This window comes from Micromonospora sp. NBC_00362 (genome assembly GCF_026342155.1).
Classification (GTDB): Bacteria; Actinomycetota; Actinomycetes; order Mycobacteriales; family Micromonosporaceae; genus Micromonospora; species Micromonospora hortensis.
Map to the genome: position 1 here is coordinate 2,273,458 of NZ_JAPENH010000001.1, position 19,853 is coordinate 2,293,310.

Sequence of the window (19,853 nt, forward strand, 5' to 3'; positions counted from 1 at the left end):
GCGGCCGGCGGGCCCCGGCGGGTCAGGTCAGTGGCTCGACGCCCGGGGGCAGTTCGCCGAGGTCGATCGCCGACTGGATGTAGTCGAGCAGGATGCGCCGAAGCTCCCGACCGGCGTGGGTGGGTACGACGTCGCGCCGACGGGCCACCGCGATGGTCCGCCGCACCCCGGGCGGGGCGAGTGGTGTGATCCGCACGCCCGGCCGGCGAGCCAGCACGATGCCGGGCACGAGGGCGATGCCGAGCCCCGCCTCGACGAAGCTGAGCACAGCGTCCATCTCGCCGCCGTCCACAGCGAAGGTGGGTTCGAAGCCCGCCTCCCGACACGCCTGGATTGTCGCGTCGCGCAGGTCGTACCCCTCGCGGAACATCACCATCGGCTGGTCCCGCAGGTCGGTGATGCGCAGCTCCCCGGTCGTCGACGCGGTGGGCACCTCCCCCACCGAGGCCACCACCAGGCTCTCCCGCAGGATCGGGTCGACCCGCAGCCCCGGGTCAGCCCCCTGCGCCGGCATGATGATGAGGGCCAGGTCGAGATCGCCGCGGAGCAGGTCGCGCACCAGGTCCTGCGAGCCACCCTCCTCGACCTTGAGGTCGACTGTGGGGTGCGCGTCGCGGAACCGGCGCAGCACCGGCGGGGCGAGCGAGGTGGCCAGACTGGGGGTGGCCCCGAGCCGCACCCGGCCCCGGCGCAGCCCGACCAGTTCCTGGACCTCCCGGGTCGCGGTCTCCACGTCGGCGAGGATCCGGGTGGCCAACGGCAGCAGCACCTCACCCGCCGCGGTGAGGGCGATGTTGCCCCTTACCCGCTCGAACAGTGGTGCGCCGAGGTCGGCCTCCAGAGCGTGAATTTGCTTACTGAGAGAAGGCTGAGTGATGCCGACCAGGTCGGCGGCTTGGGTGAAATGTCGTACTTCGGCCACCGCGACGAAGTACCGAAGCTGATGGAGCTGCATCTACATAGCCTACGGCTATCAACACTGCGAGTTTGATGCATTGGACGACTGGTCGAAGTGCTCCTAGCGTCGGTCCTGTGGTAATCACGAAGACTCGGTCGCCCATCCGCTCGAACGTCGGCCTCAAGGCCGTCATGGCGGTGACGGGCATCCTGCTGGCGCTGTTCCTCATCGCCCACATGCTCGGCAACCTGAAGGTGTTCACGGGGGAAACCTCGTTCGACCACTACGCGCACTGGCTGCGCGACATCGGCAAGCCACTGCTGCCCGGCGTCTGGTTCCTGTGGATCCTGCGCACCGTGCTGGTCGTGGCGGTCGTCGCCCACATCGTGGCCGCCACCGTGCTGGCCCGGCGGGCCCGCGCCGCCCGCCCGGTCAAGTACGCCCACCGCAAGAAGGTCAACGGCAGCTACGCGGCCCGCACGATGCGCTGGGGTGGAGTGATCATCCTGCTCTTCGTGATCTACCACCTGCTGGACCTGACCACCGGCACGCTGAACCCGGTCGGCAACGAGAGCAAGCCGTACGGCAACGTCGTCGCCGACTTCGCCCCGGAGCGCTGGTACGTCACGCTCTTCTACACGCTGGCCATCCTCACGGTGGGCTTCCACCTGCGCCACGGCGCGTTCAGCGCGTTCCGCAGCCTCGGCCAGCAGACGCCGCGCGGCGAGCGCAGGGCGCGTACCGCGGCTCTGATCTTCGCCGTGCTGCTCTGCGCCGGGTACCTGGTGGTCCCGTTCGCCGTACTCACCGGATTGGTGTCCTGACATGGAACTCTTCACCGAGGGCGACCCGATCGCCGACACCAAGGCTCCCGCCGGCCCGGTCGAGAAGCGTTGGGAGACCCGGCGCTTCGAGGCCAAGCTGGTCAACCCCGCCAACCGCCGCAAGATGACGGTGATCGTGGTCGGCACCGGGCTGGCCGGCGGCTCGGCCGCCGCGACCCTGGCCGAGCAGGGCTACCACGTCAAGTCCTACTGCTACCAGGACAGCCCGCGCCGGGCGCACTCCATCGCGGCACAGGGCGGCATCAACGCGGCGAAGAACTACCGCAACGACGGCGACTCCGTGCACCGGCTCTTCTACGACACCGTCAAGGGCGGCGACTTCCGCTCCCGGGAATCGAACGTGCACCGGCTCGCCGAGGTGTCGGTCAACATCATCGACCAGTGCGTCGCCCAGGGAGTGCCGTTCGCCCGCGAGTACGGCGGCCTGCTGGACACTCGCTCCTTCGGTGGCGCCCAGGTGCAGCGCACCTTCTACGCGCGGGGCCAGACGGGCCAGCAGTTGCTACTCGGCGCGTACCAGGCCCTGGAGCGGCAGATCGGCCTGGGCAACGTCGAGATGAACACCCGGCACGAGATGCTGGAGCTGGTCCTCGTCGACGACAAGGCCCGGGGCATCGTCGTCCGGGACATGGTGACCGGCGAGATCAGCACCGAGATGGCCGACGCCGTGGTGCTCGCCTCCGGCGGCTACGGCAACGTCTTCTACCTCTCCACGAACGCCAAGGGCTGCAACGTCACCGCCACCTGGCGGGCGCACCGCAAGGGCGCGTACTTCGCCAACCCCTGCTACACGCAGATCCACCCGACCTGCATCCCGGTCTCCGGCGACCACCAGTCGAAGCTGACCCTGATGAGCGAGTCGCTGCGCAACGACGGCCGGGTCTGGGTGCCGAAGACCAAGGGCGACGACCGCAGCCCGAAGGACATTCCGGAGGACGAGCGGGACTACTACCTGGAGCGGATCTACCCCTCCTTCGGCAACCTGGTCCCCCGCGACATCGCCTCCCGCGCCGCCAAGAACGTGTGCGACGAGGGTCGGGGCGTCGGGCCGACGAAGCTCGGCGTCTACCTCGACTTCGCCGACGCGATCGGCCGGCTGGGCCGCAAGGCCATCGAAGCCAAGTACGGCAACCTCTTCGAGATGTACGAGCGGATCACCGGCGAGGACCCGTACGAGGTGCCGATGCGCATCTACCCCGCCGTGCACTACACGATGGGCGGCCTGTGGGTCGACTACGACCTCCAGTCGAACATCCCCGGCCTGTTCGTGATCGGCGAGGCGAACTTCTCCGACCACGGCGCGAACCGGCTCGGCGCCTCGGCGCTGATGCAGGGCCTCGCCGACGGCTACTTCGTGCTGCCCACCACCATCGCCAACTACCTGGCCTCCGGTCCGCTGGAGAAGGTCGACGCCAGCCACCCGGCGGCCGTCGAGGCGCGCACCGACGTCGAGGACCGCGTCCAGCGGCTGCTCGCCGTCGACGGCGACCGGACCGTGGACTCGTTCCACCGGGAACTGGGCCAGATCATGTGGGAACACTGCGGCATGGAGCGCAGCGAGGCCGGGCTGCGCAAGGCGATCGACGAGATCCGTGCCCTGCGCGAGCAGTTCTGGCAGCGGGTCAAGGTGTCCGGCACCGGCGAGGAACTCAACCAGTCGCTGGAGAAGGCCGGCCGGGTGGCCGACTTCTTCGAACTGGCCGAGCTGATGTGCATCGACGCCCTGCACCGCGAGGAGTCCTGCGGCGGCCACTTCCGGGCCGAGCACCAGACCCCCGACGGTGAGGCGCAGCGCGACGACGACCGGTTCGCGTACGTGGCGGCCTGGGAGTTCACCGCCGACGGCGAGCCCTCGGTGCTGCACAAGGAAGACCTGAAGTTCGAATACGTCCACCCCACGCAGCGGAGCTACAAGTGAACCTGACCCTGCGCATCTGGCGCCAGAAGGGCCCTGAGGACAAGGGTCGGATGGTGACCTACCCGGTCGACGACGTGTCCCCGGACATGTCGTTCCTGGAGATGCTCGACGTGCTCAACGAGCGGCTGATCCTCGCGGGCGAGGACCCGGTGGCGTTCGACCACGACTGCCGCGAGGGCATCTGCGGCATGTGCGGCCTGATGATCAACGGCGACGCGCACGGGCCGCAGCGCGGCACCACCGCGTGCCAGCTGCACATGCGGCAGTTCACCGACGGCGAGACGATCGACATCGAGCCGTGGCGGGCCAGCGCCTTCCCGGTGGTCAAGGACCTGGTCGTCAACCGGAGTGCCTTCGACAAGATCATCGCGGCCGGCGGCTACGTCACCGCGCCGACCGGCAGCGCGCCGGAAGCCCACTCCACCCCGGTGGCCAAGGCCAACGCCGACGCCGCCTTCGAGTCGGCCGCCTGCATCGGCTGCGGCGCCTGCGTGGCAGCCTGCCCCAACGGCTCCGGCATGCTCTTCACCGCCGCCAAGCTCACCCAGCTCTCGCTGCTGCCGCAGGGCCAGCCCGAGCGCTACACCCGGGTGATCGGCATGGTCGACGCGCATGACGAGGCCGGCTTCGGCGGCTGCACCAACGCCGGCGAATGCACCCCGGCCTGCCCGAAGGGCATCCCGCTGAACACCATCGGCCGGCTCAACCGCGACTACCTCGCGGCCACCGCCAAGGGAGCCAACAACACCCCCGGTTCCTGACGCCCGCCGTACCGACCGCCGTATCCCGCTTTCCCAGGGGGTACGGCGGTTTGGCGTTCGGCTCTGGCTCTTTGGCTTTGGCTTTGGTTTTGGTTTTGGTTTTGGTTGCGGTGAGGGCTGGGGCGACCGTCCCCGGCTCCGGGCGGTCAGGCTTGATCCCTCCGCCGGGGACGGTCGCCCCAGCCCTGACCCTGGTCACGGCTCGTCCGCACCACCGGCCCCCTCGCCTTATCTCGCCTCGTCTCGCATCGCCGCGCATCGCCGCGCATCGCCGCGCTTGCCGCGCGCATGGCCACGCATGGCCGCACCTCGCCTCACCTCATTGCACCGCATCTCACCGCGCCTCGCCTCACCTCACCTCGCCTCACCTCGCCTCGCGTGATCCACTCGGGTTTCAGGAAATCGGCCTGTTGCCGGGCGCCGGATACCGCGACTTCAAGGAACGCGAGTGGATCAGCTCGATCTCGGCCCGGACGAGCCGTACAGCAGCGCGACAAAGACCGTTAAGGCGCGCATATCGCCGCCTCGATGCGCTGGCTCGTTGACTCCCCCGGCGAAGCGCACAAGCAATAGCCATCCATGCACCCAAGCCACAGGCCCGAACCCGGCCCACAAACCGGCCCACGGACAGGGCCACGAACCGGGCCGCAAACCGGGCCACAGACCGGGCCACAGACCGGGCCACAGACAAGGCCACGAACCGGGCCACAGACCGGGCCGCGGAGCGCACGGGGTTGATCGACTCGCGTTTCTTGAAGTCGCGGTATCCGAGGCGCGTTGACAGGCCGATTTCCTGAAACCCGAGTGGATCATGTGCCGCTTGGGAGATGCGGCGGGCGCACCGCGTTGGGCTCGCTCCGAGGCACGGGGCACACCGGGCAAGGGCACACCGAGACACGAGCCAGACCGAGACGCGGGTCAGGCCGAGACGCGGGGCACACCGCGGGATGGGTCGAGCCGGCTACGGGCAGTGGCCACCCACGGGCTGGGGGGCGACCGTCCCCGGCGTAGGGATCAAGCCTGACCGCCCGAAGCCGGGGACGGTCGCCCCCCAGACCCCCACCGCAACCGACAAGAGCGCAACCGACAAGAGGTCGCCCTCCAGCCCTCACCGCAACCACTCACAGGCCAGCGACGGGCGGCCGGTTCAAGTGCCTGAGCCCGGGTAGCAGTCTTTCGAGACGGCAGTGAGAAGGGATGAGGGACATGAAGGCACTCACCTGGCAGGGCAAGCGAGACGTACGGGTCGAGGAGGTCCCGGACCCTCGGATCGAGGAGCCGACCGATGCGATCGTGAAGATCACCTCGACTGCGATCTGCGGTTCCGACCTGCACCTGTACGAGGTGCTCGGGCCGTACCTGAAGCCGGGTGACGTGCTCGGACACGAGCCGATGGGCATCGTCGAGGAGGTCGGTTCGGAGGTGACCGGGCTCAAGCCGGGCGACCGGGTGGTGGTGCCGTTCAACATCGCCTGCGGCAGTTGCTGGATGTGCCAGCGCCAGCTCTACGCGCAGTGCGAGACCACCCAGGTCACCAGCGAGGGCAAGGGCGCGTCCCTGTTCGGCTACACGTCGCTCTACGGTTCGGTGCCGGGCGGGCAGGCCGAGTACCTGCGCGTCCCGCAGGCCCACTTCGGGCCGATCAAGATCCCGCAGACCGGCGCGGACGAGCGCTACCTCTACCTGTCCGACATTCTGCCCACCGCCTGGCAGGCGGTGAAGTACGCGGACACCCCACCGGGTGGCACCCTGGCCGTCTTCGGCCTGGGCCCGGTCGGGCAGTTCTGTGCCCGGATCGGCCGTCACCTCGGCGCGGGCCGGGTGATCGGGCTGGACCTGGTTCCCGAGCGGCTGGAGTTGGCCCGCCGGCACGGCATCGAGGTGCTCGACGTGAGCCAGCTGTCCGACGTGCCGGGCGCGTTGATCGATCTGGTCGACGGGCGCGGCCCGGACGCGGTGATCGACGCGGTCGGGATGGAGGCGCACGGTTCGCCGGCGGGGAAGTTGGCCCAGACCGCCGCCGGGCTGTTGCCGGACAAGCTGGCCCAGACGATGACCGACCGGGCGGGCGTGGACCGGTTGTCGGTGCTGCACGCCGCGCTCAAGGCGGTTCGTCGCGGCGGCACGGTGTCGCTCTCCGGGGTGTACGGCGGCGAGGCGGACCCGATGCCGCTGATGGAGATGTTCGACAGGGGCATCCAGTTGCGGATGGGCCAGTGCCACGTGCGCCGGTGGACTGACGAGATCCTGCCGCTGCTCTCCGGCGACGACGACCCGCTGGGCGTGGAGGACCTGCGTACCCACCGGGTGCCGCTGGCCCGGGCGCCGCAGGCGTACGAGATGTTCCAGAAGAAGGAGGACGGCTGCATCAAGGTCGTCCTCGAACCATGAGTGCGAGGAGTGAGCCGGGGTTGCGAGCCCCGCAGTCACGAATTCAAGTGGCACCGTGAGCCGGGTGGTCGTGATCGTTGGCGCGAGCAGCGGGATCGGCCGGGCGACGGCCCGGGCGTTCGCCGAGCGCGGCGACCGCCTGGTCCTCGCCGCTCGCGCCACCACGACCCTGGCCGAGGTACGCGCGGAGTGCGCCGACGTCGACGTGCTGACCGTGCCGACGGACGTGACCGAGCCGGACGCGCTGGACGCGCTCGCGGGCGCCGCTGTCGACCGCTTCGGCCGCATCGACGTGTGGGTGCACACGGCGGCGGTGATGGCCTACGGGCGCTTCGACGAGCTGCCGGAACGGGTCTTCGACCAGGTGGTACGGACGGATCTGCTCGGCGCGGCCGGCTCGGCGCGGGTGGCGCTGCGGCACTTTCGGGCCACCGGGGCCGGCACGGTGATCCTCACCGGTTCGGTGCTCGGGCACATCACCGCGCCGTACATGAGCGCGTACGTGGCGAGCAAGTGGGGGTTGCAGGGTCTGGTCCGGACGGTCCAGCAGGAGTTGCGTGACAGCCCGGAGATCCGGCTGTGTCTGGTCAACCCGGGCAGCGTGGACACACCGGTGTACCAGCAGGCGGCCAACTATCTGGGCCGGATCGGGCGGCCTCCGCCGCCGGTCGCCGGCCCGCAGCGGGTGGCGCGGGCCATCGTGGACTGCGTGGACCGACCCCGCCGGGAGGTCTCGGTGGGCCGGCTCAACGTGGTGCTGCGGGCCGGCTTCACAGTGCTGCCGGGGGTCTACGACGTCCTCGTCGGCCCGCTGATGCGGGCGGCGGGACTGAGTGGACAGTCAGTCGCCGCGCACGACGGCTCGGTCTTCGCTCCGAACCCCTCCGGTGAGGCCGTCCGTGGCGGTCACCTGCCCGACCTGCGGCAACTCCTGTTCGGACCGGTCGGAGCTGTGCACGCCGCACTGCGCCGACGGTTCGGTTGACCTGTTCGGGACTGTTCGGGACATATTCGGGGGCATCGTGCGTCGATCAACTCGCCTAGGGTGGTGGGCCAGCAAGCGCTCAGGCACACCACGATCGGGGAGACGATTGACCATGCGACTGAACCGCAGAACGGCACTCGGACTGGGCACGGTGGCCACCGCCGGCACGGTGCTGGGCGCCGCTGCCCCGGCGAGCGCCGCCGAGACCACCGAGGCGTCGCCGACCACCCCTGCTCGGGCCGCCCTTCGGGTCGCCTCCGTCTTCACCAAGCACAGCGTCGCGGCCGGCGGAAACTGGCAGGCGTACGTCAGCGTCGCCGACCCGGCCGGTGCGCCGGTGGTCGCGGTCGAGGCTGACGCGGACCGGCGGATCGAGGCGTACAGCGTCAACAAGATCGCCGTCGCCACGGCGGTGCTCGACAAGGTCGACCGGGGGCTGCTCACCCTGGACCAGCAGGTCGAGGTGAGCGCGGCGATCGTCGTACCGGGCGGTGACGGCATCTTCAGCCTGGACGGCGCGTACCCGAGCCTGGTGACCATCGGGCACGTGCTGGCCAACCTGCTGACCGTCTCGGACGACACGGCGGTGCGGCTGTGCGGGCTGGTCGCCCCGGCCGCCGAGATCAACTCCATCCTGGTCGCCAAGGGCTTCCCGAACACCCAGGTGCAGCCGGTGGCCAACCCGAACCGGTTCTTCCTCGGCACCAGCACCCCCCGGGAGACGCACGACCTGCTGCGCGCCCTGGTCGCTGGCACGCTGCTCTCCCCCGCCTCGACGACGTACCTGTTGGGCATCCTGCGCTCCCCGGTGGCATTCACCGACGGCATCCGGCGCACCATGTCCTCCGACGAGCGGGCCCGGATCGCCACCAAGGCCGGTTGGTACGCCGACGCCCGGCACGAGGCCGGCGTGATCTTCGACCGCTCCGGCGCGGCGGTGCTCACCTACGCCCTCTTCGCCGACGGGCAGGCCAACCCGGAGGACTTCGGCGCGACCCACCCGGCGGTGCAGGCCCGGGCCGCCATGGGCCCGAAGTTCCTGGCCGCCGTGAACCGGATCGCGGGCGTGGGCAAGACGTTCCGGATCACCGCCCGACGCCCCAGCAACGGCGGCTAGGGCACCCGCTGAGCGCGTCCCGGGTCGGTCGCCGCTGCCGGCGACCGACCCGGCGTGGCGACCACCGAGGCACGGGTCGGTCCGGGTGACTACCGTGTAGGTCGGACACGTCGGAGGGACGGCAATGGCACGAGCGCAGAACACGGACGTCGAACGGTCGCTCGGGCGGCGGATGCGGGGCGCCGCTGGCCTGGCCGCGCTGGCCGGCCTGGCCTGGGTCGCCCGGGATGTGCCGGCGGCGCTGGGTGGCCGGCTCGGCGGGGCGCGGGCCGAGCGGGCGGCCCGCTCGCCGCAGTTCCGCGAGGGGACCTTCCACAACCGGGCCGGCACCCGCACGATGATCGCCGAACCGGGGCGCAACCTGGTCCGCGAGCTGATCTTCGGCAAGCAGAAGCGGCGTCCCACCACAGCCGTCCCGCTGCTGCGCCCCAGCGCCGGCGGACCGGAGGCCGCCGACAGCGCCGACGAGCTCAACATCGTCTGGTACGGCCACGCCTCGACCCTGATCGAGATCGAGGGCCGGCGGGTGCTGCTCGACCCGGTCTGGAGCGAGCGGTGCTCCCCCTCGGGTCTCGTCGGCCCACGCCGGCTGCACGAGCCACCGGTGGGCATCGACGAACTGCCCCCGCTGGACGCCATCCTGATCTCGCACGACCACTACGACCACCTCGACATGGCCACCGTGCGGGCCCTGCTCGCCGGGCAGTCCGCGCCGTTCCTGGTGCCACTCGGCGTGGGCGCGCACCTGGACCGCTGGGGCGTACCCGCCGAACGGATCATCGAGCTGGACTGGTCCGAGTCGCACCGGGTGGCCGGCCTGGAGATCACCGCCACCGCCGCCCAGCACTTCTCCGGCCGAGGACTACGCCGCGACGGCACGCTCTGGAGTTCGTGGGTCGTGGCCGGGGCGCGTCGCAAGGTCTTCTACACCGGCGACTCCGGCTACTTCGACGGGTACGCCGAGATCGGCGCCGAGCACGGGCCGTTCGACGTGACGCTGATGCAGATCGGCGCGTACGACAGGGCCTGGCCGACGATCCACATGTTCCCGGAGGAGGCGGTCGACGCCCACCTCGACCTGCGCGGCGGGCTGTTCGTGCCGGTGCACTGGGCGACGTTCAACCTGGCCCTGCACGACTGGTCCGAGCCCGTCGACCGGCTGTGGGCCGAGGCGAAGGCCCGCGACGTGCGGCTCGCCGTGCCCCGGCCGGGCGAACGGGTGGTGGTCGACGAGCCGCCAGCCGTCGACGGCTGGTGGCAGGCCGTCGCCTGAGTCAGGCCGAGCACGCGTCGCCTGACCTCGGGCCGTCGCCTGACCTCGGGTCAGAGCACGAACGCGTCGGTCCAGAGCGCGCCGGACCGGCCGGAGAGCGCGTCCAGCATGGCCACCGCCTGACCGTCGGTGAGCTGCGCGACGAAGTCCACGATGGCTCGGCCCCGGGCACGACCGATCCGGTCCGGGGTACGCGGGTGCAGCTCCGCCTCGGCCAACTCGACCAGATCGTGCAACCGCCGGGGCAGGCGGGACTCCTCCTCCGGGTCCAGCAGCCACTCCCAGAGCGCCTCGACCAGGGTGCCCAGCAGTCGGGCCTGGCCGCGCTGGTGCAGGGCGAGGTCCGGGCGGGCCAGCACGAACCGGTGGTGGACGAACTTGAGCACCTGCACCTCGTGCCACTGGGCGCAGCCCAGCAGCACGTGCCCGGAGCGCACCGACGGCTGTTCGGTGACCGTTATCGCCTCGACGAAGCGGGTGGACCAGCGGGCAGAGAACCGGGCCACGTACTGCTCGGCCTCGATCGAGCCGTCGAACGGCATCGCGAGCAGCCCGTCCACCAATTCCTCGCGGACGTGCTCGACGGCGGCGGCGAACGCGTCGTCGTCGGCGATCCAGGCGTCCTTGCGGTGCAGTTGCCGGCGTAGCCGCTCGATCGCCGCCCCCGGTCGCCGGGCAGCCGTGGCCAACGCCGCGTCGGTGATCGCCCGCAGTTGCCCGCTCTCGCGCTGCCAGGCCATCAACTCAGCGGAGACCGAGCCCTGCTGGAGCACCCCGACCCGGTAGAAGTCCTCCACGTCGTGGATGGCGTACGCGATGTCGTCGGCGGTGTCCATCACGGACGCCTCCACCGTCTGCTGCCAGTCCGGGATGCGACCGGCGAACGGTGCCCGGGCCTGCCGCAGGTCGTCCAGCTCGGTCCGGTACGCGCCGAACTTCGAGGAGCCGCTGTCGGGGTCGTCCGGCGGCGGGGTGGCGCCGCGCGGCGGCGGGTCCATGGCGCGAGGGTGCGGATCCGGGTGATCCAGCCGGGTCCACGGGTACTTCAGCATGGCCGCGCGGACCGCCGCGGTCAGGTCCAACCCGGTGGTGGCGGCGCCGCGGATCTCGGTGCTGGTGACGATGCGGTACGACTGCGCGTTGCCCTCGAACCCGTCGGAGAGGCCGAGACGCTGTCGGGCCAGCCGGTCCAGCACCCGCTCCCCCAGGTGCCCGAACGGTGGGTGGCCGAGGTCGTGGGCGAGCGCCGCCGCCTCCACCACGTCGGGGTCGCAGCCGCCGAGCTTGTCCAGCAGGTCACGCCACCGTTCGTCGGCGCTCAACCGCTCGGCGACCGCCCGGGCCACCTGGGCGACCTTGAGGCTGTGGGTGAGCCGGTTGTGCACCAGCAGCCCCGAGCCGACCGGGCTGATCACCTGGGTGACACCACCGAGGCGGGCGAAGAACGGCGAGCCGACGATCCGGTCCCGGTCGGCACGAAACGGGTTGGCCGTGAGGTCGCCGAGGGCCCGGGCGCTGCCGCCGAAGAGCCGCCGGGCGCGCGGCTCCGCAGCAGATTCCATGATCGCCACGCTAGCGCAGGCCCGACGGGACCGCCGCCGGTCACCCCGGCCGGGCGCCGCGGTTCGCTCTCCCGCCCCGGCCGGGCGCGGCGACAGCACCAGGGCGCGCCCGGCAGAATGCAGGAGTACCCACTCCCGAAGGCGGATCGAGATCGTGACCCAGTCTGTTCATCAGCGGATCGCCGACGAGCTCGGCGTGGCCGAGCGTCAGGTGCGGGCGGCCGTGGAGCTGCTCGACGGCGGCGCCACAGTGCCGTTCATCGCCCGCTACCGCAAGGAGGCCACCGGCCTGCTCGACGACACCCAGCTGCGCACCCTGGAGGAGCGGCTGCGCTACCTGCGCGAGCTGGACGAGCGGCGGGCCGCGGTGCTGGAGTCGATCCGCGGCCAGGGCAAGCTGGACGAGGCCCTGGAAGCGCAGATCATGGCCGCCGACTCGAAGTCCCGGCTGGAGGACATCTACCTCCCGTACAAACCGAAGCGGCGAACCCGTGCGCAGATCGCCCGCGAGGCCGGGTTGGCGCCGTTGGCCGAGACGCTGCTGGCCGACCCGAGTCAGGACCCCCGGGTCACCGCCGCCGGCTTCGTCGATGAGGACAAGGGCGTCGCCGACGCCGCCGCCGCGCTGGAGGGCGCTCGGGCCATCCTCATCGAGACCTTCGCGGAGGACGCCGACCTGATCGGCACGCTGCGCGAGCAGATGTGGTCGCGAGGCCGGCTGGTATCCCGGGTACGCGAGGGTCAGGAGGCGGCCGGCGCGAAGTTCGCCGACTACTTCGAGTTCTCCGAGCCGTACCCGAAGCTGCCCTCACACCGAATCCTGGCGATGTTCCGGGGCGAGAAGGAAGGCGTGCTCGACCTGACCATGGAGTCGGAGGAGGCGGGCGAGGCGGACGCCGTACCGACCGGCCCGACCCGGTACGAAGCGGCCATCGCCGGCCGGTTCGGGGTGTCCGACGCGGGCCGCCCGGCCGATCGTTGGCTGACCGACACGGTCCGCTGGGCGTGGCGTACCCGGATCCTCATCCACCTCGGCGCGGACCTGCGGATGCGGCTGTGGCAGGCGGCCGAGGAGGAGGCCGTCCGGGTCTTCGCCACCAACCTGCGGGATCTGCTGCTCGCCGCGCCGGCCGGCACCCGACCCACGATGGGCCTGGACCCGGGCCTGCGGACCGGCGTGAAGGTGGCAGTGGTGGACGCCACCGGCAAGGTGCTCGCCACCGACACGATCTATCCGCACGAGCCGCGCCGGCAGTGGGACGCGTCGGTGGAGACCCTCGCCCGGCTGGCCGGGGCGCACGGGGTGGAGCTGATCGCGATCGGTAACGGCACGGCGTCCCGTGAAACCGACAAGCTCGCCGGTGAGCTGATCGCCCGGCATCCGCAGCTCAACCTGACCAAGGTGATGGTCTCCGAGGCCGGCGCGTCGGTCTACTCCGCCTCCGCGTACGCCTCGCAGGAGTTGCCCGGGATGGACGTGTCGCTGCGCGGCGCGGTCTCCATCGCCCGCCGCCTCCAAGACCCCCTCGCGGAGCTGGTCAAGATCGACCCGCGCTCGATCGGCGTCGGCCAGTACCAGCACGACCTGTCCGAGGTGAAGCTGTCCCGTTCCCTGGACGCGGTAGTGGAAGACTGCGTGAACGCGGTCGGAGTGGACGTCAACACCGCCTCCGCGCCGCTGCTGACCCGGGTCTCCGGGATCGGCGCCGGCCTGGCCGAGAACATCGTGCTGCACCGGGACGCCAACGGGCCATTCCGTACGCGTACCGAGCTGAAGAAGGTGGCCCGGCTCGGGCCGAAGGCGTTCGAGCAGTGCGCCGGCTTCCTGCGCATCCCCGGTGGCGACGACCCACTGGACTCCTCCAGCGTGCACCCCGAGGCGTACCCGGTGGTGCGCCGCATCCTCTCCACCACCGGGCAGGACCTGCGCTCGGTGATCGGCAAGAGCGGCATTCTGCGCGGGCTGCGGGCCACCGACTTCGTCGACGACCGGTTCGGCCTCCCCACCGTCACCGACATCCTCGCCGAGTTGGAGAAGCCGGGCCGGGACCCCCGCCCGGAGTTCCGCACCGCCACCTTCGTCGAGGGGGTGGAGAAGATCAGCGACCTGACGACGGGGATGGTGCTGGAGGGCGTGGTCACCAACGTGGCCGCGTTCGGCGCGTTCGTCGACGTCGGGGTGCACCAGGACGGTCTGGTGCACGTCTCGGCGATGTCCCGGACCTTCGTGAAGGACCCTCGCGAGGTGGTGAAGTCCGGCGACGTGGTCAAGGTCCGGGTGCTCGACGTGGACGTACCCCGCAAGCGGATCTCGCTGACCCTGCGCCTGGACGACGAGCCCGCGGCCGGCGGTGGTGGTGGTGGTGGTAGCCGGACCGACCAGGAGGGACGTGGCGGCCCGGCGCAGCGCGCGCCGCAGGGTGGTCGCGGTGGGCAGGGCGCATCCGCTGGCCCGCAGGGTGGTCGCGGCACCGGACAGCAGGACGGTCGCGGCGGCGGCCAGGGCGGTCGCGGCGGCCAGGACGGTCGAGGCGGCGGCCAGAGCGGTCGGGAAGGCCAGGCCGGTCGCGGCGGACAGGGCGGTCGCGGCGGACAGGGCGGTCGCGGCGGGCAGGGCGGTCGCGGCGGGCAGCAGGGCGGTCGTGGCGGCGGGCAGCAGGGAGGTCGCGGCGGGCAGCAGCGGCAGGGCGCGCCGGCGCCAGCCAACGACGCGATGGCCGAAGCCCTGCGCCGCGCCGGACTGGCCTGACCCCGTTCGGCACGTCAACCCCGTCCCGTCGATCATGGAGTTGTGGTCGGGCGACAAATCGCCCGAATAACACCAAGCCCCGGCACCACAACTCCATGATCGACGAAGCCGATCCACCCTTCTCCGTCGATCTTGCATTTACTGTCCCGACATAAGTTGGCATTCCGCCTATTTCGACGACCGAAAGTGCAAGATCGGCGCGGGTGCCGCACCCCCTGACCCAGCCCGACCGGGCCAACCGCGGGCGGCGGCCCGCGTGGGCGGTGGGGGCGGTGGGAAAACCGCTCGCTTGGCCGCGAGGTTCGGGGTGATGATCTCGCGGTGAGGATGCACGCCGATCAGGTGGACGTGAGCGTGGACGTGGTTTCCGCGCTGGTGGCCGAGCAGTTTCCGCTGTGGCGGGGCCTGCCGGTCCGACCGCTCCCCTCGACCGGCACGGTGAACGCCCTGTTCCGGCTCGGCCGGGACATCGTGCTGCGGTTTCCGCTGCTCCCCTCGACCGATCCCGAGCTGCGCGCCGAGCTGCGGCGCGAGCAGGCGCACGCCGTGCTGCTCGGCGGGAACCTGCCGGTCGCGGTGCCCGAGCCGCTCGGCCTCGGCGAGCCGGGCGACGGCTACCCCGGGCCGTGGACGGCGTACCAGTTCATTCCGGGCGAGACGGCCCAGCCCGACCGGATCGCCGACCTCGACGTCTTCGCGCGGGACCTGGCCGGCGTGGTGACCGCCCTGCGCGGCATCGACACCGGCGGGCGGGTCTGGTCCGGGGACGGGCGCGGCGGGCGGCTGGCCGCCGAGGACGACAGCGTGCGGGCCGCGCTCGCGCTCAGTGGCGCGCTCACCAACACGACCGCGCTCAGCGAGGTGTGGGAGCGGTGCCGGGACGCACGCCGCGACGACCTCGCCGACGTGTGGATCCACGGCGACCTGATGCCGGGCAACCTGCTGGTCCGTGACGGCCGGCTGGCCGCCGTCATCGATCTGGGCGCGGTCGGCGTGGGCGACCCCGCGGTGGACCTGATGCCGGCGTGGAACCTGCTCGACGCGGGTTCCCGCGAGACGTACCGGCGGGCGCTGGGCGTGGACGACGCGACGTGGGAGCGGGGGCGCGGCTGGGCCCTGGAGCAGGCGATCAACGCCCTGCACTACTACGTCGAGACCAACCCGGTGATGGCCGGCATCGCCCGGCACACGCTGCGGGCCGTGCTCGACTGAGTCGGCTCGCGTACCGTCGGCGTCGTGGGTGAGCGAGACGCCGGGGAGTGGCGGGATCGGCAGCGGCAGGCGGTGCGGGCGCACGCCGACGCGGACGCGCGGCGGCGGGCCGCCGAGCACGCGGAGGCGGCGGAGCTGGTGGCCTGGTTCGTGGCCGAGGCGACCCGGCGGGGGCTGCGCACCACCCGGCTGGTCGCCCGGGGGTACGACGGGCGTGGGCGCTACCGGACCGGGTTGACCGGCTGGTACGTCGACCGGGCCGAGACCCGGGCGGTGGACGTGGCTGGCCGGTTCCATCTGCTGACCGTGCCGGGCGGTCTGCGGGCTCGGCTGTTCGGCGTCGATCCGCAGCCCAGCCCGGCGCCGTTGGTCGTCGGAGCGGGGGGCCGCGACGGTGAGTCGATCCCGCTGCGGATGCTGCTCACCCGGCTGCTGGGCGACGGGACCGCCGGGCCAGGCTCCACCACCACGCCTGCTGCACCACGAGGGTGAGCAGGCCGGCAAGGACGATCGCGGACAGGTTGATCACCAGTTGCAGCGCCGAGCCGCCCGCTTCGTCCCACACTCCGTAGGCGGCCGCTACCGCCACGTTCGCCGCCGCCGGAACCGTGGTGACCGAGATCAGCACGCCGACCAGGCTGCCGGACTTCTTCGACGTCAGCGAGAGCATGCCGGCGACACCGGCGAGTAACCCGACCACCCAGGACAGCGCGTCCGGCCGCCAGATGAAGTCGGTGAGCGGGCGTTCGGCGAGCAGCATCTCCCGACTGACCAGGCCGACGGCCGTCAGCGCCCAGGTGCTCAGCACGGTCGCCACCATGGCCGTCAGGAAGCCGACCGCGAGAGCCTGCACCGAGCGGCCGACCACCCCGAGTTCGCGGCGCAGCAGCGCCACGCACAGCGCGGCGAGTGGGCCGAACTCCGGGCCGACCACCATCGCCCCGACGATGAGGATCGGCTGGTCCAGCAGCACACCGATGCCGGCGATCATGGTGGCCACCACGATCAGCACGAGGTAGGTGCCGGACAGTTCGGTCTGCTCGCCGGTCTTCGCGGCGATCTCGTCCCAGACCACCGCGTCCGCGCCACTGCCCGGTGCCGTGTCCGCCGCCCGGTCGGCCGACGCGGAGATGGTCAACTCGACGTCCTCGGCGGCGATGCCGCCGCTGGTGTCCACGCCGATCCGCTGCAACTGCCGCAGTACGCGGTCGGCGCTCTCCCGCACCACGTCGCAGAGGATCAGGTCGCCCGATGGCTGCCGGGCAGCACCGGGCAGCACGGCCAGATGGGTCACCCCGGCCTCCGCGGTGAGCAGGTCGACGACCTCCACCGACCGGTCCACCGGGGCGATCACCCTCAGGTGCAACACGTCATTCCCCCTCGCCCGACCGGCCAGTTCTTCCCTCGCCCGACCGGCCGCCGCGACTCTACCGCTCGGTCTATTGGCCGCAAGAGCTGCACAAGGCCGCGGATCTGGCCGTGTCCGACTACGGGGTTTCGGGGTTGATCGGGGGAATGCGGACCGACCGTCGCTATTCAGCATCGGCGCACGGTCTGTCCTGGTATGACGAATACATACCTTTTTGAAATATCGCGTGGGAGGTCACAACGTGCCGGTGCCTGGTCTCGTCGACGCCGACCTGTCGCTGCCCCGGACCAGCCCGGAGCGGGGTAAGCGAATCATCGACGTCGTCGTGGCGGCGGTCCTTCTCATCCTGGCGTCACCGGCGTTGATCGTGGTGACGGTGCTGGTCGCGGTGGGCCTCGGTCGCCCGGTGCTGTTCCGCCAGTGCCGCGCCGGACTGCACGGCCAGCCCTTCGAGATGGTCAAGTTCCGCACCATGCGGCCACCCAACCTGAGCCTCGGTCTGCTCGGCGACCGGGACCGACTCACCCCGCTCGGACGCTGGCTGCGCGCCAGCAGCCTGGACGAACTGCCCACGCTCTGGAACGTGCTGCGTGGCGACATGAGCCTGGTCGGCCCACGGCCACTGCTGCCCGAGTACCTCGGTCGCTACTCGCCCCACCAGGCCCGACGACACGAGGTGCGGCCCGGCATCACCGGGTTGGCCCAGGTGCGAGGACGCAACAGCCTCAGCTGGGACGAGAAGCTGGACTTCGACGTGCGGTACGTGGACAGCCACAACATGAGAACCGATCTGTCGATTCTCGCCGCGACAGTGCGGACCGTGCTGCGTCGCGAGGGGATCTCCGCGGCGGGGTTCGTCACGGCTCCCGAGTTCATGGGTACGCCGCACTGGTCGCCGCCCCCACGCAGCGACTCGAACACCGCGACCACAGGCTCGGGCGGTGCCCGATGAGTGAAACCGTCTACCTGTCCCCGCCGGACGTCGGGCCGCTGGAGGAGTCGTACCTGGTCGCCGCCCTCCGCTCGGGGTGGGTTGCCCCGGTCGGCCCCGATCTCCAGGCGTTCGAACACGACGTCGCCGAGCGGGTGGGCACCGGCGGGGCCGTCGCCGTCAACTCCGGGACGGCCGCCCTGCACCTGGCGCTGCTCGGCGTCGGCGTCGGACCAGGCGACGTGGTCATCGTGCCCACTCTGACCTTCATCGCCACCGCCAACGCGGTCCGCTACACCGGGGCCCGGCCGGTCTTCGTCGACTGTGACCCCCGCACCGGCAACGTCGACGTGGGTCTCGTCGACGACCTGGTGCGACGGCTGCGGTCCCGCGGCGAGCGGGTCGGCGCTGTCGTGCCGGTCGACATGTTCGGCAGCTGCGTCGACTACACCCGACTCGTCCCGCTCTGCGCCGAGGCCGGTATCCCGCTGGTCGAGGACGCCGCCGAGGCGCTCGGCTCGCACCATCGAGGCCGCCCGGCCGGGTCCTTCGGGCAGGTCGCGGCGCTCTCCTTCAACGGCAACAAGATCATGACCACCTCCGGTGGTGGGATGCTCGTCTCCGACGACGCGGCACTGCTCGCCAAGGCCCGCCACCTCGCCACGCAGGCGCGGGAACCGACGCCGCACTACGAGCACCGCGAGACCGGCTACAACTACCGGCTGAGCAACCTCCTGGCCGCGCTCGGCCGGGCCCAGTTGGTCCGGCTGGACGGGATGATCGCCCGCCGCCGTCAGCTACGTGACCAGTACGCCAAGGTGTTCGCACCGGTGCCCGGTGTCGAGTTGGTCGGCGTCGAGGACACCGACTCGAACTGCTGGCTCACCGTCATCACAGTGGACGAGGAGCACTGCGGCTGGCGGGCCGCCGACCTGGCAGCCCACCTCGCGGGGCGGAGCATCGAGACGCGGCCCGTCTGGAATCCGATGCACCGCCAGCCCGTCTTCGCCGGCGCCGAGAGTCTGCTCACCGGGGCCTCCGACCGACTCTTCACCCACGGACTCGCCCTGCCCAGTGGCAGCGCCCTGACCGAGCACCAGGTCGGGCGCGTCTTCGAGGCGATCGACGAGTTCCTGACCAGCCACAGCGGGGTGCGGGCGGCATGACGACTCCACTGGTGATCGTCGGCTGCGGTGGCCACGGACGCGAGGCGCTGAGCATCGCCCGAGCGATGAACGCCGCCGCGGGCCGGCCACGCTGGCACCTGGTCGGCTTCGTCGACGACCGACCCAGCGAGGAGAACCTCAAACGGGTGCAGAAACTGGACGTCGCGTACCTCGGCGGGCTGCCGTGGCTGCGCGACGCCCCTGCCGACACCCATCACGTCATCGGCATCGGGGACCCTCGGACCCGACGGGCAGTGGCCCAGCGCGTCGACGCCTACGGCACGCCGGCGACCAGCCTCATCCACCCGGCCGCGACGGTCGGGCCGGACACGGAACACGGCAGCGGGTTCGTGGCGTTCGCCGGGGCCCGGGTCACCACCAACGTGGCCATCGGCCGGCACGTGCATCTCAACCAGAACGCGACGGTCGGCCACGACAGCGCTCTCGCCGACTTCGTCTCGGTGAATCCACTCGCTGCCGTATCGGGCGACTGCCACCTCGGCGAGGCAGTGCTGATCGGCACCACCGCCGCGGTGCTCCAGGGGCTGCGGATCGGTCGCGACGCCACCGTCGGCGCGGGCGCCTGCGTGACCAGAGACGTTCCCGCCGATGCCGTGGTCAAGGGCGTACCAGCGCGCTGACCAGCACTGACCGAGACCAGACGGGATCGACACCG

Annotated in this window: 16 protein-coding genes; 13 read left to right on the plus strand and 3 right to left on the minus strand. The window is 71.4% G+C overall.

Translation table 11 applies throughout. The features are described 5' to 3' along the window. Window positions 1-22 precede the first annotated feature (22 nt). Window positions 23-955 carry a LysR family transcriptional regulator gene (locus OG992_RS10445; RefSeq protein WP_238686239.1) on the minus strand — a complete coding sequence of 311 codons (933 nt, stop codon included), beginning with the start codon at window positions 953-955 and terminating at the stop codon, window positions 23-25. 35 nt (window positions 956-990) lie between these two features. Between OG992_RS10445 and OG992_RS10450 the strand changes: the two genes are divergently transcribed. The 7 genes from OG992_RS10450 (at window position 991) to OG992_RS10480 (ending at window position 10,188) form a co-directional block, all read left to right on the plus strand. Beyond that, complete coding sequence (locus OG992_RS10450; RefSeq protein WP_266303089.1) at window positions 991-1,722, plus strand: succinate dehydrogenase cytochrome b subunit; 732 nt, start codon at window positions 991-993, stop codon at window positions 1,720-1,722. Between the two features lies 1 nt (window position 1,723). Next, a complete protein-coding gene (locus tag OG992_RS10455) occupies window positions 1,724-3,661 on the plus strand; it encodes a fumarate reductase/succinate dehydrogenase flavoprotein subunit (protein ID WP_238686240.1) in 1,938 nt (645 codons plus the stop codon). Next, the gene (locus OG992_RS10460; protein ID WP_238677177.1) at window positions 3,658-4,422 is read left to right on the plus strand and encodes a succinate dehydrogenase/fumarate reductase iron-sulfur subunit; all 765 of its coding nucleotides are present in this window, start codon (window positions 3,658-3,660) and stop codon (window positions 4,420-4,422) included. Before OG992_RS10455 ends, OG992_RS10460 begins: the two co-directional genes overlap by 4 nt. 1,206 nt (window positions 4,423-5,628) lie before the next feature. Beyond that, window positions 5,629-6,813 (plus strand): zinc-dependent alcohol dehydrogenase, encoded by a 1,185-nt coding sequence (locus OG992_RS10465; protein ID WP_266303090.1) that lies wholly within the window; start codon window positions 5,629-5,631, stop codon window positions 6,811-6,813. A gap of 55 nt (window positions 6,814-6,868) precedes the next feature. Then, window positions 6,869-7,798: an SDR family NAD(P)-dependent oxidoreductase gene (locus OG992_RS10470; RefSeq protein WP_266303091.1), complete on the plus strand. Its 930-nt coding sequence runs from the start codon at window positions 6,869-6,871 to the stop codon at window positions 7,796-7,798. Between the two features lie 112 nt (window positions 7,799-7,910). Beyond that, window positions 7,911-8,915 (plus strand): serine hydrolase, encoded by a 1,005-nt coding sequence (locus OG992_RS10475; protein WP_266303092.1) that lies wholly within the window; start codon window positions 7,911-7,913, stop codon window positions 8,913-8,915. A 124-nt stretch (window positions 8,916-9,039) separates the two neighbouring features. Further along, window positions 9,040-10,188, plus strand: a complete 1,149-nt coding sequence (locus tag OG992_RS10480; RefSeq protein WP_266303093.1) for an MBL fold metallo-hydrolase — start codon at window positions 9,040-9,042, stop codon at window positions 10,186-10,188. A gap of 50 nt (window positions 10,189-10,238) precedes the next feature. Here OG992_RS10480 and dgt read toward each other — a convergent pair whose 3' ends face one another. Then, window positions 10,239-11,750 (minus strand): deoxyguanosinetriphosphate triphosphohydrolase family protein, encoded by a 1,512-nt coding sequence (dgt, locus tag OG992_RS10485; protein WP_266303094.1) that lies wholly within the window; start codon window positions 11,748-11,750, stop codon window positions 10,239-10,241. Window positions 11,751-11,904: 154 nt separating this feature from the next. Between dgt and OG992_RS10490 the strand changes: the two genes are divergently transcribed. The 3 genes from OG992_RS10490 to OG992_RS10500 all read left to right on the plus strand — a co-directional run bounded on the left by OG992_RS10490 (window position 11,905) and on the right by OG992_RS10500 (window position 16,203). Beyond that, window positions 11,905-14,499 carry a Tex family protein gene (locus tag OG992_RS10490; RefSeq protein ID WP_266303095.1) on the plus strand — a complete coding sequence of 865 codons (2,595 nt, stop codon included), beginning with the start codon at window positions 11,905-11,907 and terminating at the stop codon, window positions 14,497-14,499. A 327-nt stretch (window positions 14,500-14,826) separates the two neighbouring features. Then, window positions 14,827-15,711: an aminoglycoside phosphotransferase family protein gene (locus tag OG992_RS10495; RefSeq protein ID WP_266305188.1), complete on the plus strand. Its 885-nt coding sequence runs from the start codon at window positions 14,827-14,829 to the stop codon at window positions 15,709-15,711. A 24-nt stretch (window positions 15,712-15,735) separates the two neighbouring features. Further along, window positions 15,736-16,203 carry a hypothetical protein gene (locus OG992_RS10500; protein ID WP_266303096.1) on the plus strand — a complete coding sequence of 156 codons (468 nt, stop codon included), beginning with the start codon at window positions 15,736-15,738 and terminating at the stop codon, window positions 16,201-16,203. Here OG992_RS10500 and OG992_RS10505 read toward each other — a convergent pair. Beyond that, window positions 16,133-17,080 (minus strand): DUF389 domain-containing protein, encoded by a 948-nt coding sequence (locus OG992_RS10505; RefSeq protein WP_266303097.1) that lies wholly within the window; start codon window positions 17,078-17,080, stop codon window positions 16,133-16,135. The genes OG992_RS10500 and OG992_RS10505 overlap by 71 nt on opposite strands. A 241-nt stretch (window positions 17,081-17,321) precedes the next feature. Here OG992_RS10505 and OG992_RS10510 point away from each other — a divergent pair, with 241 nt between their 5' ends. The 3 genes from OG992_RS10510 to OG992_RS10520 are packed head-to-tail and all read left to right on the plus strand — an operon-like array spanning window position 17,322 to window position 19,818. Beyond that, on the plus strand, window positions 17,322-18,032 hold the full coding sequence (locus OG992_RS10510) for a sugar transferase (RefSeq protein WP_323181837.1): 711 nt from the start codon (window positions 17,322-17,324) through the stop codon (window positions 18,030-18,032). Then, complete coding sequence (locus OG992_RS10515) at window positions 18,029-19,177, plus strand: DegT/DnrJ/EryC1/StrS aminotransferase family protein (protein ID WP_238686249.1); 1,149 nt, start codon at window positions 18,029-18,031, stop codon at window positions 19,175-19,177. The genes OG992_RS10510 and OG992_RS10515 overlap by 4 nt, the downstream gene beginning before the upstream one ends. Beyond that, complete coding sequence (locus OG992_RS10520) at window positions 19,174-19,818, plus strand: acetyltransferase (protein WP_238686250.1); 645 nt, start codon at window positions 19,174-19,176, stop codon at window positions 19,816-19,818. The genes OG992_RS10515 and OG992_RS10520 overlap by 4 nt, the downstream gene beginning before the upstream one ends. The last annotated feature ends 35 nt before the right edge of the window (window positions 19,819-19,853 follow it).